General features: G+C 36.4%; 10 protein-coding genes and 3 tRNA genes. 9 read left to right on the top strand and 4 right to left on the bottom strand.

All coding sequences use genetic code 11. The features are described 5' to 3' along the window. Nucleotides 1-73: 73 nt before the first annotated feature. The gene (locus FCR2A7T_RS10420) at nt 74-4,507 is read right to left on the bottom strand and encodes a translocation/assembly module TamB domain-containing protein (protein WP_023571250.1); all 4,434 of its coding nucleotides are present in this window, start codon (nt 4,505-4,507) and stop codon (nt 74-76) included. Nucleotides 4,508-4,706: 199 nt separating this feature from the next. Here FCR2A7T_RS10420 and tsaD point away from each other — a divergent pair, with 199 nt between their 5' ends. The 8 genes from tsaD (at nt 4,707) to FCR2A7T_RS10380 (ending at nt 12,406) form a co-directional block, all read left to right on the top strand. Then, nucleotides 4,707-5,729 carry a tRNA (adenosine(37)-N6)-threonylcarbamoyltransferase complex transferase subunit TsaD gene (gene tsaD, locus FCR2A7T_RS10415; RefSeq protein WP_023571249.1) on the top strand — a complete coding sequence of 341 codons (1,023 nt, stop codon included), beginning with the start codon at nt 4,707-4,709 and terminating at the stop codon, nt 5,727-5,729. Between the two features lies 1 nt (nt 5,730). Further along, the gene (locus FCR2A7T_RS10410; RefSeq protein ID WP_023571248.1) at nt 5,731-6,435 is read left to right on the top strand and encodes a 16S rRNA (uracil(1498)-N(3))-methyltransferase; all 705 of its coding nucleotides are present in this window, start codon (nt 5,731-5,733) and stop codon (nt 6,433-6,435) included. Nucleotides 6,436-6,444: 9 nt separating this feature from the next. Next, complete coding sequence (locus FCR2A7T_RS10405) at nt 6,445-7,086, top strand: DUF4159 domain-containing protein (RefSeq protein WP_023571247.1); 642 nt, start codon at nt 6,445-6,447, stop codon at nt 7,084-7,086. Between the two features lie 199 nt (nt 7,087-7,285). Beyond that, nucleotides 7,286-8,239, top strand: a complete 954-nt coding sequence (locus tag FCR2A7T_RS10400) for a zinc metalloprotease (RefSeq protein ID WP_023571246.1) — start codon at nt 7,286-7,288, stop codon at nt 8,237-8,239. A 289-nt stretch (nt 8,240-8,528) separates the two neighbouring features. Continuing rightward, complete coding sequence (locus tag FCR2A7T_RS10395; protein WP_023571245.1) at nt 8,529-9,479, top strand: zinc metalloprotease; 951 nt, start codon at nt 8,529-8,531, stop codon at nt 9,477-9,479. 80 nt (nt 9,480-9,559) lie between these two features. Further along, complete coding sequence (locus FCR2A7T_RS10390; RefSeq protein WP_023571244.1) at nt 9,560-10,648, top strand: AI-2E family transporter; 1,089 nt, start codon at nt 9,560-9,562, stop codon at nt 10,646-10,648. Between the two features lies 1 nt (nt 10,649). Next, entirely contained in the window at nt 10,650-11,828 is a 1,179-nt protein-coding gene (locus FCR2A7T_RS10385; RefSeq protein ID WP_023571243.1) for a THUMP-like domain-containing protein, read from the top strand. Between the two features lie 8 nt (nt 11,829-11,836). Then, nucleotides 11,837-12,406, top strand: a complete 570-nt coding sequence (locus FCR2A7T_RS10380; protein ID WP_023571242.1) for a hypothetical protein — start codon at nt 11,837-11,839, stop codon at nt 12,404-12,406. Between the two features lie 52 nt (nt 12,407-12,458). On the opposite strand, the gene FCR2A7T_RS10375 is transcribed toward FCR2A7T_RS10380, so the two are convergent. The 3 genes from FCR2A7T_RS10375 to FCR2A7T_RS10365 all read right to left on the bottom strand — a co-directional run bounded on the left by FCR2A7T_RS10375 (nt 12,459) and on the right by FCR2A7T_RS10365 (nt 12,741). Continuing rightward, nucleotides 12,459-12,532, bottom strand: a tRNA-Arg gene (locus tag FCR2A7T_RS10375). A 44-nt stretch (nt 12,533-12,576) separates the two neighbouring features. Then, a tRNA-Pro gene (locus tag FCR2A7T_RS10370) sits at nt 12,577-12,651 on the bottom strand. A gap of 6 nt (nt 12,652-12,657) precedes the next feature. Then, nucleotides 12,658-12,741, bottom strand: a tRNA-Ser gene (locus FCR2A7T_RS10365). A gap of 277 nt (nt 12,742-13,018) precedes the next feature. Here FCR2A7T_RS10365 and FCR2A7T_RS10360 point away from each other — a divergent pair. After that, nucleotides 13,019-14,197, top strand: coding sequence for an acetyl-CoA C-acyltransferase (locus FCR2A7T_RS10360; protein WP_023571240.1), 1,179 nt, complete (start codon nt 13,019-13,021; stop codon nt 14,195-14,197). Nucleotides 14,198-14,223 lie beyond the last annotated feature (26 nt).

Below are 14,223 nucleotides of genomic sequence, written 5' to 3'. Positions count from 1 at the left end.
CGATTTTTCAGTGAAAAACGAATTTCTTAACGTTGTATTGCCGTAAAATTTAGAAGTGTTGTTGTTGGGGAAGTTATTCTATTTCGGGAACCTTTTGTAAGTCTCTTTTAGGTTCCTCGGTACTTTTTTTCTTCCTATTTTCAATAAAATTAATAAATTCTGGTGATAAATCCGAATCCGAATCCTGATCTGGTGAATTTTTTGTTGACACATCAGCATCTTTTTTAGAAAACACCTTTCTCCAAAGCTCTCTAACATTGTCAAAATCAACCTGATACGATAACCCAACACCTTGGGTATACCCGATTCCTTCACCAATATAATTTATATCATTTTCTCTGTTAAATACGCGAGCTTTTAAACTTCCTTCTTTGTTAAGAAGCATTTGCAATTCGACATTACCCACAATGGCAGCCTGTTCGGTTCCGCCAACCGGTACTCCCAGTTTTCCGTTGATTGTAATTCTTTCGTTAATTTGAGTTGACATCGTTACCCCAACCCTATCCTGCGTTTGCAGTAATGGATTACGGTCGCTTTGCACATAATTCAGTCCTACTTTAAATTTATCATCATCTCCGGTAAAGATATCGGTAAACAATCCGCTTGCACGCTCAAATAAAGTTCCGGTAACTGCATTGGCACTGTTTTCCGGAGATAAAAATCCTCCGCCCGACAATAACGCTAAAGCTTGTGTCTGACGTATATCCTTATCACTTAATTTATAATCGATTTCCGATTTTAACACCGAACTCACCGTTGGAAAATCTATTATAAAATCCGGTTCGGGATTGCTTAAATTTCCGTTTACGGTAATGATAACATTGGTTGGCACCTTTCTGTTAAAGGAAGGGTTATCCAGAATTACAGCCGGATTGGATTCAGTTTTATATACCGCTTCAAGGTTCAGAGCAGCATTCATCGGCTCTCCATCCCAGCGAATGGTACTGTACTTTTTAACCGCAAACTTTTTATCGATTAAACCGTAGTTTTTAAAATTATATTCCCCTTCATACACCTGATAATCTCCCCACATGTTGAATTTCCCCAAAGTATTGATTTCCATACTGATGGTTCCTTCCCCGCGTCCTTTCATCCCATGACCGGTATTTCTGTCTAGAATAATTTCAATTTCTGCATTTTGATTGATGTTGAAATCGAAATTCAGCTCCAGCCCTTTGTATTTATTTTCAGGGCTCAGAATACCCTTCTCTTTATCTTTTTTCTCTTTTTCACTAATGAAATGAATATAAGAATTGTTTCCAAGTCCCTGAGAATCATTAACCGGAATTTTAATAGACGTTCCTTTGTTTGATTTGGCTTCCATATTCACAACCAATGCATTGGTTGGACCTTTAATACTGGCCTTTCCATCGATGAAAGCCACGCCGTAATACACCGCATCATCACTGTCTTTGGTGTCCAATGCCAATAAATTATTGGAAGCAATGTCCAAATCCAAACTCCAATCGGCCAATTTATTGTGTCGCACACTACCGTTTACATATCCTGAAGTTTTATGTTTCGTATCGGTAATTTTAATGTGTCGGAACAGAAACTGGTGCTCGGTAACATCCACTACTGCATTTTTTTCCATGTCATAATCGACACCCAAATAAGGTACTTTCATACCGGCCTCTTCCAGATACAGTCGCCCGTCAATTTCAGGATTGCTCACGGTTCCGACAATGGCAGCCTGACCGGATGCAAATCCGCGCACATTGGAAAAAATTGAACCTAATAACGGACCGAATGCCCCGATGTTGAATTTCGAAAATCCGGTTTCCAACGACAATAAACTCTGGTTGTTTACAATTTCAACATTGCCGTTAAGATAGAAACTCTCAACATCTTCATTCTTAATCGTTGAGTTTACATTGAATTTACGGAACGAATTGTCACCGGTAACCTGCAAATCCAAATTACCCAATTGATAGCCATTTATTTGCAGCGAGTCTACCGTTAAGTCGGAAGCAGGCTGATAAATTTCGTTGTTCTGTTTTACATTGACTTTCCCGTTCAGGTTACCGCCGAAAGACAAATTGGTCAGAGACGGTGTTACTTTCGCCAGATCGACATTATCGAAAGAAAGCTGAATATCTTTATGGTTTTTACCCTGAAGCATTCCGGACAACTCCATTTTCTGACCGTTATGTGTCAATCCGATTTTTTCTATTGAAAAATCAGTCAGTTTTTTATTGAAAACCACTTTGTTGTCTTCGGTATCATTTTCATTTAAATACCACAGGTAATTTTTAAAATTCACTTCCGATTTTTTGAAACCAACCACAGATTTATTCTCTTTATCAATGGTATGGTACAAATTCAGATTATAAAAATCCTGATTCTTATTACCGCCTTTAAATTCGGAACGGACAAAAAGCGTGTCGTTCATGGTAACGTTTATCAAACTGAAATCGGAAACTTTATAATTCTTCGTTTTAATACTGTCGAGCTCAATAAAAGCGTTGTAAAGCGGATTTTTATTGTCGATATCGATACGGATATTGTCGAAAGTATTTTTATAAGCCACAACGTTTGGCGAAGAGAAATTCATTTTGAAATTCCCTTCATCGGCATTGATTCTACCTTTTAAAACCGTGTTTTCCCCAAGCGCAATATTTGGATTGAAAACTTCAATGATTTTATTGTAAATCACAAAATCAAAATCTAAAAACTGTCCCGGTGCCAATTTGTTCGGAGAATAGTTCGCATACAGACTTCCCAATGCGTTTTCAACAATTTTCTGAACCTGATTCACTTTGAATTTTCCAACCACTTTTCCCTGAATAATGTCCGGAGAATTGACCGTTATTGTTCGTACGCGAGCAGCATCAAAGGTCGATTCTACCATAAAATCATCAAAATAGTATGCGTCTTTTGTATTCTGATAAGAAGCATTCGCTACGGTTAATTTTCCGTCGATATCGTCAAGCGTATTTCCTTTAGCCTTGAACATTAGTTCTCCTTTGAAAATCGCTATGGAATCCTGCTTTCTGAAATTCAACAAATGCAAGTCGGCATAATCGATATGAGCACTGAAATCGTAATTTTTAACCTTGGAACTTAAATCGACTAATCCGTTAAAATCCATTTTCAGATTCGGATCATTACTGTTGAAATATCCTTTAAAATAAGGCATTTTCATTGTTCCGTCCACTGTAATGTTCTGATAGGTATAGCCGTTATATCGGAACTGGTGAATCTGGCCTTTAACAGAAGTATTCAAATATTTTTTGTTGAAACCTTTTCCGTCAACGTCCAAATCTACAGTGGCACGCTGAATGTCTTTCTGTCCGGTTAAGGTTCCCAAATCAAAATCGTGCAGGGAAATATATCCTTTATATGAAGCATTGTTGATGTTATTGATGTTGTTCATGGAAAGTTTTGACTCCAACTCTCCTAGTTCTGACAAGATATACACATCGGCATCAATGGTTTTCTTGGTAAGTTTCACATCGCCCACCAAATCCACTTTGCCAAGTTTCTTTAAAGTTTGCGGAAGGCTTTTACCTAATATTCTTGGCAAAATCGCCTTTAAATTATCATAATTCGAACTTACCCTGTCGAAATTCCCGTTCATGTAAAACTCTCCTTTTTTATTGAACAGGTCTCTGAAATTCACTTTACCGATAATTTCCGATTTGTTCCTGTCTACGAGTTTCAAATCGTGTAGTACGAAATTATTTAAGGTACCGGTAGCGTGCGTTTTCAGGAAAAAACGTTGGTTTTTACCAAACTCGTTGTAAAAGAAATTCAATTCGTTGGAAGAGACCGAAGCTTTTTCCATCTGAACATCAAAAACAACTTTATTATTAAAATCGGTAAAATCTTTCGGATGGTATTTTAAAGTAACATTACCAATCAAGGTCGATTCATCGGTTTTTAAATCCAACCCTTTCAGGATGATATTTTCTTTGGTATAAGTAAAATCCGCAGCCAGGTTTTCAACTATTAAACCGCGGTGATCTTTTAAAGACAGTTTATTAATTAGTGAAGTAACTTTAGGCCCTTTAATGAAAAAATCTTCCAATTCGCCATTCACTCTTGTAAAATCAAGCGCTTTAGGTTTTTTCAGATTTTCATCAATCAACTGAAAACGGCTGTTTGTTACATATAAATCCTTTGCTTTTAAACGAAACTTTCCGGATCCGGGTTTACCGGTATCAAAAAGTGCTACAAACAAATCAAGATTGGTTCTGGGTTCGCCTTTGTATTTTTTCAGTTTGAAATTCAGTCCGTCAATGCTCGCCTTTCCGAAAAACAAGTGGGAATCTTTAATTTCTTTTATGCTCAGTAAATTGGTCTGCAATCGGTTCACATAAAAAAGCGTATCCTTATGATGATCGGCAATCATAATGTTTTTCAGCTTAACCGTACCAAAAACAGAAATGGCTACTTTTTCAATCTTGATATCCGTACCGTAATCCTTGTTAAGTCTTTCGGTGACATATGAGGCAATTTTCGTTTGAACCACCGGTAATGAAAGTGCAATACCCAGTAGCAACAATAATAGGAGAATTCCTAAAATTATTCGAATTGCTATTTTTTTAAATTTTTTGATACCTTATTTTGTTTTAAATTTGTCGAACGGACTTGTAAATTTAAGCTTTTCAACAACAACCACAAGGTTTTTTTGTCCTTAGTGATTGCTATTTCAAAGATAATACAGTCGGCAGAATTATTAACACAAATTTCGTGCCTTTTTTATGACAAAACCACCAATTTATATATTAGCCATCGAAAGTTCATGCGATGATACTGCTGCAGCGGTACTTGAGAACAATAAAGTTTTATCGAATATTGTCGCAAGACAGTCCATTCACGAGGAATATGGAGGCGTTGTTCCCGAATTGGCTTCTCGTGCTCATCAACAAAATATTGTTCCGGTAATTGATGTTGCCCTGAAAAAAGCGAATATCGACAAATCACAACTATCAGGGATTGCGTTTACACAAGGTCCCGGACTAATGGGATCGCTTTTAGTGGGAACTTCTTTTGCAAAATCGATGGCCATCGCACTCAATATTCCATTAATGGCAATTCATCATATGCACGCTCATGTTTTGGCGCATTTCATTGACGAAGAAGGCTTTGACAAACCGGAATTTCCTTTTTTGGCCATGACAATTTCCGGCGGACATACACAGATTATAAAAGTGAAAAGTTTTTTTGATATGGAAATTATCGGTGAAACCACTGATGATGCCGTTGGTGAAGCCTTCGATAAAAGTGCTAAAATATTAGGACTTCCCTATCCCGGCGGTCCGTTGATTGACAAATTTGCTCAGGAAGGAAATCCGAAAGCGTTTCAATTTACAAAACCGAAAGTTGATGGATTAAACTTCAGTTTCAGTGGATTAAAAACACAAATTTTGTATTTCGTTCAGAAAAACCTGGCCCAAAATCCAAATTTTATTGAAGAAAATAAAAATGACATCTGTGCTTCCATTCAACACACTATTATACAGATTTTGATGGACAAACTAAAACTTGCGGTTGCCGAAACCGGAATCAATCAGATTGCGATTGGTGGCGGTGTTTCGGCGAATTCAGGAATCAGAAACACACTGAAAGAAGCCCAAACAAAATACGGTTGGAAAACTTTTGTTCCAAAATTCGAATACACCACCGATAATGCTGCCATGATTGGCATTGTTGGTTACCATAAGTTTTTAGAAAATCAGTTTAACGATGCTTCGGTGGTTTCCAAAGCAAGAATTGAATTTTAACATGCAGTTATTTTACAATCCCGATATCAATTCTGCTTCAAAGGAGTTTTCATTTGACAAGGAAGAAAGCAAGCATATTGTTAAAGTTTTGCGCAAAAAAGAAGGCGATGTTTTACATGTTACCAACGGATTAGGTAACTTATTTCATACTGAAATTATTTTGGCCTCCGATAAAAAATGTACCGTAAAAATAACCCAAACCGAGACTCAGAAACCTACAGGTTTTCGATTACATTTAGCCGTGGCGCCAACCAAAATGAACGATCGCTTCGAATGGTTTCTGGAAAAAGCCACTGAAATTGGTGTTCATGAAATTACGCCTATTATCTGCGATCATTCTGAAAGAAAAGTGATAAAAACCGAACGTTTTGATAAAATCATTCAATCGGCTATGAAACAATCGCTGCAATTTCATTTACCAAAACTAAACGAACCGATTTCCCTGAAAGACTTTATCAATCAGGAACATAGTGGTAATTTATGCATTGCACATTGTGAGGAAACCGATAAAAAATTGCTTAAAGAAGTCGTAAAACCTAACGAAGCTTATACCATTTTAATTGGACCGGAAGGTGATTTTTCAGAAAAAGAAATTGAATTGGCTCTAAAAAACAAATACATTCCGGTATCTTTGGGAAATACGCGATTACGCACCGAAACCGCCGCTGTAGTGGCTTGTCACAGTGTTGTTTTTGCTAACGAATAAATTGTATTCATGAAAAAAATTGCAGTTTTCTTTTTCGGACTATCATCATTACTGAGTTTTTCACAGGAAATCGCCCTATTAAAATATTCCGGCGGTGGCGACTGGTATGCAAATCCGACCTCGTTACCCAATTTGGTAAAATTCTGCAATCAAAACATCAATACTAAATTAAATACAAAAATTCCAACTGTTGAAGTAGGAAGCCCTGATTTACTGTCGTACCCATTCGTTCACATGACAGGACACGGAAATGTTGTTTTTAGCGATAATGACATCCTAAACCTTAGAAACTATCTAACTTCCGGTGGTTTTTTACATATAGACGACAATTACGGGATGGACCAATACATCCGAAAAGAAATTAAACGGGTTTTTCCTGATAACCCATTGATTGAATTACCGGCTTCGCATGCTATTTTTCAAAAACCGTTTGTTTTTTCGACCGGATTACCTAAAATTCACGAACACGACAATAAAAAACCTCAGGCTTTCGGGATAATCGTTGAAAACCGACTCGTTTTACTTTACACCGTTGAAACCGATTTGGGCGATGGTTGGGAAAATCAGGAAGTTCATAATGATCCTATTGATGTTCGTACAAAAGCTCTTAAGATGGGAGCTAATATCCTTAATTACGTATTTAATAATTAAAGAAGAATCTTAAAAAAAAACTCTAAAACACTTACTTTCAATCTTTTGTTTACCCCTAAAAAAAATCAATATTGTAATATTAAACGATTATTTTTACCGATTATATAATATTTTTCTTAATTAATGGTTTTATAGTTAAAATTGTTCTCGATTTACAAAAAAATCAATTTTATTCAATTTTCAACTTAATCTTACAATTATGAGAAAAATTCTTTTAGCGGCTACTTTATTAGCAATGCTGGTTTCCTGTAATAAAGAGGAATCCTCAACCAATCAAGCAACAAGTTTAAACTTCGAAAAAAGAGGATGTGCTTCGCACGAAGTCCTGCAGGAACAACTAAGGAATAATCCTGAATTAGCCATTAAAATGAATGAAATTGAATCATTTACAGAACAGGCAATTCGTGAAGGTCGTTTGGTAAACGGAAAAATAGTTATTCCTGTAGTAGTTAATGTATTGTACAAAACAGCCGCAGAAAATATATCGCTGACCCAAATTCAATCTCAGATTGATGTTTTAAATAAAGATTTTAATGCTTTGAATTCGGATTTTAATCAGGTTCCGGCTGCGTTTTCAGGTGTGAAAGCCAATGTGGGAATTTCATTTGAATTGGATCAGGTAATTCGAAAATCAACAACTAAAACATCTTGGGGAACACGCGATGCCATGAAAAAAAGCAAACAAGGTGGGTTGGATCCTACTTCCCCTTCAACCAAACTTAACTTGTGGGTTTGCACCATTGGTGGCGGAATCCTAGGATATGCACAATTCCCGGGTGGTTCACTTTCGACTGATGGAGTTGTAATCGACTCAAGATATTTCGGTTTAAGCGGAAGCGCCTATTATCCTTATAATTTAGGACGAACCGCAACACATGAAGTAGGTCACTGGATGAATCTTCGTCATATTTGGGGAGATGCAACTTGTGGTAACGATCAGGTTGCCGATACCCCTTTACATAATGCAGCAAATTATGGTGATCCGGTTTACCCACATTACAGTACATGCACCGGTACACCAATTGAAATGACCATGAATTATATGGATTACACAGACGACAGAGCCATGTACATGTTCTCTGAAGGTCAGAAATCCAGAATATCGGCAATTTTTGTATCCGGGGGTGCCAGAAATTCATTCGCACAACCTTAAAAAGACAGTATCATAACTTAAAATTTAACCGCTTTCTAGCGGTTTTTTTATTTTATTCGAAAGTCAATTCCAAACAAACGCTCAATAACAGTGACAATTTCTCAACCAAACAACTATGTACAGTTTAGTTTTTGAATTATTTACACAAAAAACAGATTATCATTGAAAATCTTTGAAAAATTTAAAATAATACTTTTATTACAAAAAAACTCTTTGTAATTAAGAAAAATGTTATATAATTGCAATCTATTAAACTATTAAACCATTTTTTAACAAAAAATCAACTTTTATGAAAAAAATTCTTTTATCAGCTGCTTTGTTGATGTCTTTAATTTCATGTAACAAAGAAGAGAATTCCGCAACACAGGAAACTGCTTCTTTATCACACAGAGGTTGTGCCTCTCATGAAGTGCTTCAGGAACAAATGAGACAAAATCCTGAATTGGCAATTAAAATGAATGAAATTGAATCTTTCACAGAGAGAGCTATTCAAGAAGGTCGCTTGGTAAACGGGAAAATTCAAATTCCTGTAGTTGTAAACGTTCTTTACAGAACAACTGCGGAAAATATCTCCCAAGCGCAAATTCAATCTCAAATTGATGCTTTAAACAAAGATTTTAACGCTTTAAACTCTGATTTCAGTAAAGTTCCATCAACGTTCTCTGGTGTAAAAGCTAACGTTGGCGTTTCTTTCGTTTTGGATGCGGTTTACAGAAAATCGACTACAAAAACATCATGGGGAACTGCTGATGCTATGAAAAAATCTACGCAAGGCGGTATGAATCCAACTTCACCTACTACTAAACTTAACTTATGGGTTTGTACTATTGGTGGCGGAATCTTAGGATACGCTCAATTCCCGGGTGGATCTTCATCAACTGACGGTGTAGTTATCGATTCTAAATATTTCGGAACTACCGGAACAGCAACATACCCATACAACTTAGGTAGAACAGCTACTCACGAAATCGGTCACTGGATGAATTTACGTCACATTTGGGGTGATGCTACTTGTGGAAATGACCAGGTTTCCGATACACCATTACACAATGCAGCAAATTACGGTGTTCCTGCTTACCCTCACTACAGTACTTGTACAGGCACTCCAATTGAAATGACCATGAACTACATGGATTATACTGATGACAGAGGAATGTATATGTTCTCTAACGGTCAGAAATCAAGAATGTTAGCAATTTTTGCTACAGGTGGTGCAAGAAATTCTTTCGCGCAACCATAATAGCTTTCAAAATAAATCATTAAAACTCGCTTAATAAGCGAGTTTTTTTATATTTTTAAATTTCAAATGAAAACAACTTTATGACATCAAAAGAGATTTCAAACGGAATAATTAGAGCTGTTTTAACATTGATAGGAATAGCGTTGATTTTGTATTTTATTTATCAAATCAGTACAGTAATCACCTATATTGTTATTTCATTAGTACTTGCGTTAATCGGTAATCCAATCGTACGGTTTCTCAAACACAAATTGAAATTTAAAAACACTTTTGCTGTAGTAACCACTTTATTTCTTTTTTCATTAATCATTGTTGGGTTTATCCTGCTTTTCGTTCCTTTACTAACTTCACAGGGAGAAAATTTGTCGCTTCTGAATACCGCGGCTATGGAAAAAGAATTCAATTCACTGCTGCTAAAAGCCAATGAATATCTATCATCTCACAATATTGACGCGCAGCAACTCTACGAAAAATCCGGAATAGCTTCAAAATTTAATATGACAATTATTTCCGATTTTCTGAATTCCTTTATAAATGCCTTAAGTAGTTTCGGTGTGGGAATCGTCTCGGTTTTCTTCATCACCTTCTTTTTATTAAAAGACAAAAAAGTTTTTAATTCCTTGTTTAAATGGATTTTACCCGACGAACACGAAGACAAAATATTAGCATCCATTGATAAAACCAACGAATTGCTATCCCGTTACTTCATTGGACTTCTGCTGCAACTCTTCATTATTTTTATTTTATACCTGATTGTTTTATTGATTTTCGGAGTACAAAACGCTCTGATAATTGCCTTTTTGTGTGCCGTTTTAAACATTATCCCGTATGTTGGTCCATTGATAGGATCGTGTTTGGCTTTCATTCTGACAATGATTGGCAATCTTGGAGCCGATTTCGTTACTGAAATATTACCTACTTCAATTTATGTGCTAATCGGATTCTTTATAGTTCAACTCATCGACAACAATTTGAGCCAACCGATAATTTTTTCAAACAGTGTAAAATCACATCCTTTAGAAATTTTTCTGATTATTCTGATTGGCGGCTATCTTTTCGGAATTACCGGAATGGTGCTTGCTGTTCCTTTTTACACGGTATTAAAAGTTGTTGGAAAAGAATTCATACCCGAAAACAAGATTGTACAAATACTAACCAAAGATATTTAGTTTGGATTCTCCTCTTTTAAATTCTGACGTCCAGGACTTTATAACCAATTCACTACAAGCCAATTTTCCTAAAATTGCGCTGATGAAAAACCCGTTCCCCGAAATAAAATGGAACGATATTTTAAACCAGATTGCCTCCAAAAACAAAGCAAAAGACAAACTGCCAACGTGGTTTGCTCACAAATATATCCTTTATCCTTCAAAAATTTCCATTGAACAAACTTCATCGGAAAGAACTGCCAGTTATAAAGCCTCGCTTATTAACGGAGTCACACTCATAGATTTAACAGGAGGTTTTGGTGTGGATGATTATTATTTCGCTCAAAAATTCAACAAAGTAGCACATTGTGAAATCAATGAAGAATTATCGGCCATAGTGCAACATAATTATCAGATTTTAAATCAACGCAACATCGAATGCTACAAAGGCGACAGTTTGGAAATACTTAAAAAACTGAATCAACATTGGAGTTGGATTTATATTGATCCTTCGCGAAGAAGTGACGTAAAAGGAAAAGTTTTCATGCTGAAAGATTGTTTGCCCAACGTGCCGAATTTATTGGAAACGTATTTTTGTTTTTCAGACAAAATCATGATAAAAACCGCGCCGATTTTGGATATCACTGCCGCTTTAACTGAACTAACCTTTGTTAAAAATATTCACATTATCGCCCTTGACAATGAAGTAAAAGAATTGCTTTGGGAAATCGAAAAAGGGTACAACGGAAAAATCATGCTGAACGCAGTGTCGCTAACACAAGACAAAGCGGAAGTTTTTTCAGTTCAATACGGTGATTCCGACGCAAAAGCTGATTACTCGCTTCCTAAGAAATACCTGTATGAACCCAATGCAGCCATGATGAAAACAGGTGCTTTTGAGGCCATTGGCGTACAGTACAACATCGAAAAACTACACCAACATTCACATTTATATACCTCAGATGCAGAAATTGATTTTCCTGGCAGAAAATTTGCAGTAAAAATGATGCTCCCATTTGAAAAAAAGGAAATGAAAGACAAGTTTGAAGGTGCAAAAATGAATATTACAACACGAAATTTCCCGATATCCGTTGAAGAAATCCGTAAAAAATGGAAAATTAAAGACGGCGGAAACGAATATTGCTTTTTTACCACAAATAGTAATAACGAAAAAATAGTTTTACTTTGCGAGAAAATTTAAAATCAAACATGAAACAACTACTATCCGCCTTAATTCTTATTATCGGAATCAGCCTGAATGCACAACAAAAAAAGTGTGATTATGATGTTGATGAAAAAACAGATTCAACCTTTATCCGAAAAACTCCTGAACATCTTATTTACGAAAAGGACTTTGTAAATTCAAGGGATTTTGTTTTATTTTCGTTGATTAACTCAGACGGAACACCCTACCTTAATTTCCAATTATTACAAAAAAGCAAAGACTTTATAAATCCCAAATGTTTTAGCGCTTCTTCTAAAATTTCACTGCAATTATCTAATGGAAAAATCGTAACCTTATTAAGTGCAGGAGAGATTTGCAGTCAGTTAATTTATGATGAAAAAGAGAAAAACAACATCCGTATTTTAAACAATTATTTTCTTTTCAGTAAAGACGGCTTCGAAGATTTGAAAAAATTCCCCGTAAGTTTAATGAAAATCAATTATGCCACAGAAACGGTTGATTACGTTTTGAAAAAAGAACTGAAATCCGAAAGTATCAAAGGCAATTATTTTCCGGAAAATTACTTTATGGATTATCTGAAATGTGTGGAATAAAAACCCAAACAGCTATAAAACAAAAAAACCACTGAAATTCAGTGGTTTTTTGTGATCCCGTCAGGATTCGAACCTGAGACCTACTGCTTAGAAGGCAGTTGCTCTATCCAGCTGAGCTACGGGACCTTACTCTTTATTCAGTTTTATTGGGAATACTGAAATTTAACTTGTCGGGGTGGCAGGATTCGAACCTGCGACCTCCTGGTCCCAAACCAGGCGCGATGACCGGGCTACGCTACACCCCGAAAAAGCGGAGAGACAGGGACTCGAACCCTGGCGACGGTTACCCGTCGACAGATTAGCAATCTGCTCCATTACCGCTCTGGCACCTCTCCTACTTGCAAAGAACTTATCCTTTTTTGCGGTTGCAAATGTAGCTTAACGATATCTTTTCTGCAACTATTTTTAAGATTTTTTTTGTTTTTTGACAAAGATAATTTAAAACTGTTTCATTGTCAGTTAAATAGGTTTTTCTTAAAATCACCTTTTTTAAGGTTCTTATACTTTGTATACCTGATACAGCTTTAAAAGCTCATATTTTTAAATTCAAATTCAAATATCTTGACAATTTTGGTTAAATTCGCATCTTCAACGAACTAACAACATTACATCATGAATAAAAAAGTAGTTATTGTATCGGCTGTAAGAACTCCTATCGGAAGTTTCATGGGAAGTTTATCAACCGTTACGGCTCCACAATTAGGCGCAACAGCAATCAAAGGTGCTTTAAATAAAATTAATTTAGATCCAAATTTAGTAGACGAGGTTATCATGGGTAACGTAGTTCAAGCTGGCGTTGGTCAGGCTCCTGCGCGTCAGGCGGCTATTTTTGCAGGGTTACCAAATACTGTTGTTTGTACTACTGTAAATAAAGTTTGTGCTTCGGGAATGAAAGCAATCATGCAGGGTGCACAGGCTATCATGGCAGGCGATGCTGAAATCGTTGTAGCCGGTGGTATGGAAAACATGAGTTTGATTCCGCATTATGTTCACATGAGAAACGGAGCTAAATTCGGCCCTGCTACGCTATTGGACGGAATGCAGAAAGACGGTCTAACCGATGCATACGACAATAATGCGATGGGCGTTTCTGCCGACTTATGTGCATCAGAATACAAAATCACACGCGAAGAGCAAGATGCTTTTGCAATTCAATCGTATGAGCGTTCTGCCAAAGCGTGGGAAGCTGGTAAATTCGATAATGAAATCGTTCCCGTTACCATCCCTCAAAGAAAAGGAGATCCGATTGTTTTCGCTAAAGATGAAGAATACACTAATGTTAAATTAGACAAGATTCCTTCCTTAAATGCCGTTTTCACAAAAGACGGAACTGTTACTGCCGCAAATGCTTCAACTATTAATGATGGTGCAGCAGCTTTAATTTTAATGAGCGAAGAAAAAGCAAACGCAATGGGATTGAAACCATTGGCGTATATTAAATCCTATGCAGATGCAGCTCAGGAACCAAAATGGTTTACTACAACACCTGCAAAAGCATTACCAAAAGCATTAGACAAAGTAAACTTAACCGTTAACGATGTTGATTTCTTCGAATTCAACGAAGCTTTCGCTGTAGTTGGTTTAGCCAATGCTAAAATCTTAGGATTAGACAACAATAAAGTAAACGTAAACGGTGGTGCGGTTTCTTTAGGACACCCTCTTGGATGTTCCGGAGCCAGAATCGTAGTTACCTTAATTAATGTTTTAGAGCAAAACAACGCAAAAGTTGGTGCTGCAGCTATCTGTAATGGTGGTGGCGGTGCTTCTGCAATTGTTATCGAAAGAGCCTAAATAAATTATCTTTTATGAGTTGTGGA

This window comes from Flavobacterium cauense R2A-7, assembly GCF_000498475.1.
GTDB classification, from domain to species: Bacteria; Bacteroidota; Bacteroidia; order Flavobacteriales; family Flavobacteriaceae; genus Flavobacterium; species Flavobacterium cauense.
The sequence above is the reverse complement of the archived record's forward strand: the minus strand, read 5'-3'. Positions and strand labels throughout refer to the sequence as shown.

Coding starts and splice junctions, on each gene's coding strand:
- tsaD (WP_023571249.1), top strand. CDS start 4,707: ATGACAAAACCACCAATTTATATATTAGCCATCGAAAGTTCATGCGAT.
- FCR2A7T_RS10410 (WP_023571248.1), top strand. CDS start 5,731: ATGCAGTTATTTTACAATCCCGATATCAATTCTGCTTCAAAGGAGTTT.
- FCR2A7T_RS10405 (WP_023571247.1), top strand. CDS start 6,445: ATGAAAAAAATTGCAGTTTTCTTTTTCGGACTATCATCATTACTGAGT.
- FCR2A7T_RS10400 (WP_023571246.1), top strand. CDS start 7,286: ATGAGAAAAATTCTTTTAGCGGCTACTTTATTAGCAATGCTGGTTTCC.
- FCR2A7T_RS10395 (WP_023571245.1), top strand. CDS start 8,529: ATGAAAAAAATTCTTTTATCAGCTGCTTTGTTGATGTCTTTAATTTCA.
- FCR2A7T_RS10390 (WP_023571244.1), top strand. CDS start 9,560: ATGACATCAAAAGAGATTTCAAACGGAATAATTAGAGCTGTTTTAACA.
- FCR2A7T_RS10380 (WP_023571242.1), top strand. CDS start 11,837: ATGAAACAACTACTATCCGCCTTAATTCTTATTATCGGAATCAGCCTG.
- FCR2A7T_RS10360 (WP_023571240.1), top strand. CDS start 13,019: ATGAATAAAAAAGTAGTTATTGTATCGGCTGTAAGAACTCCTATCGGA.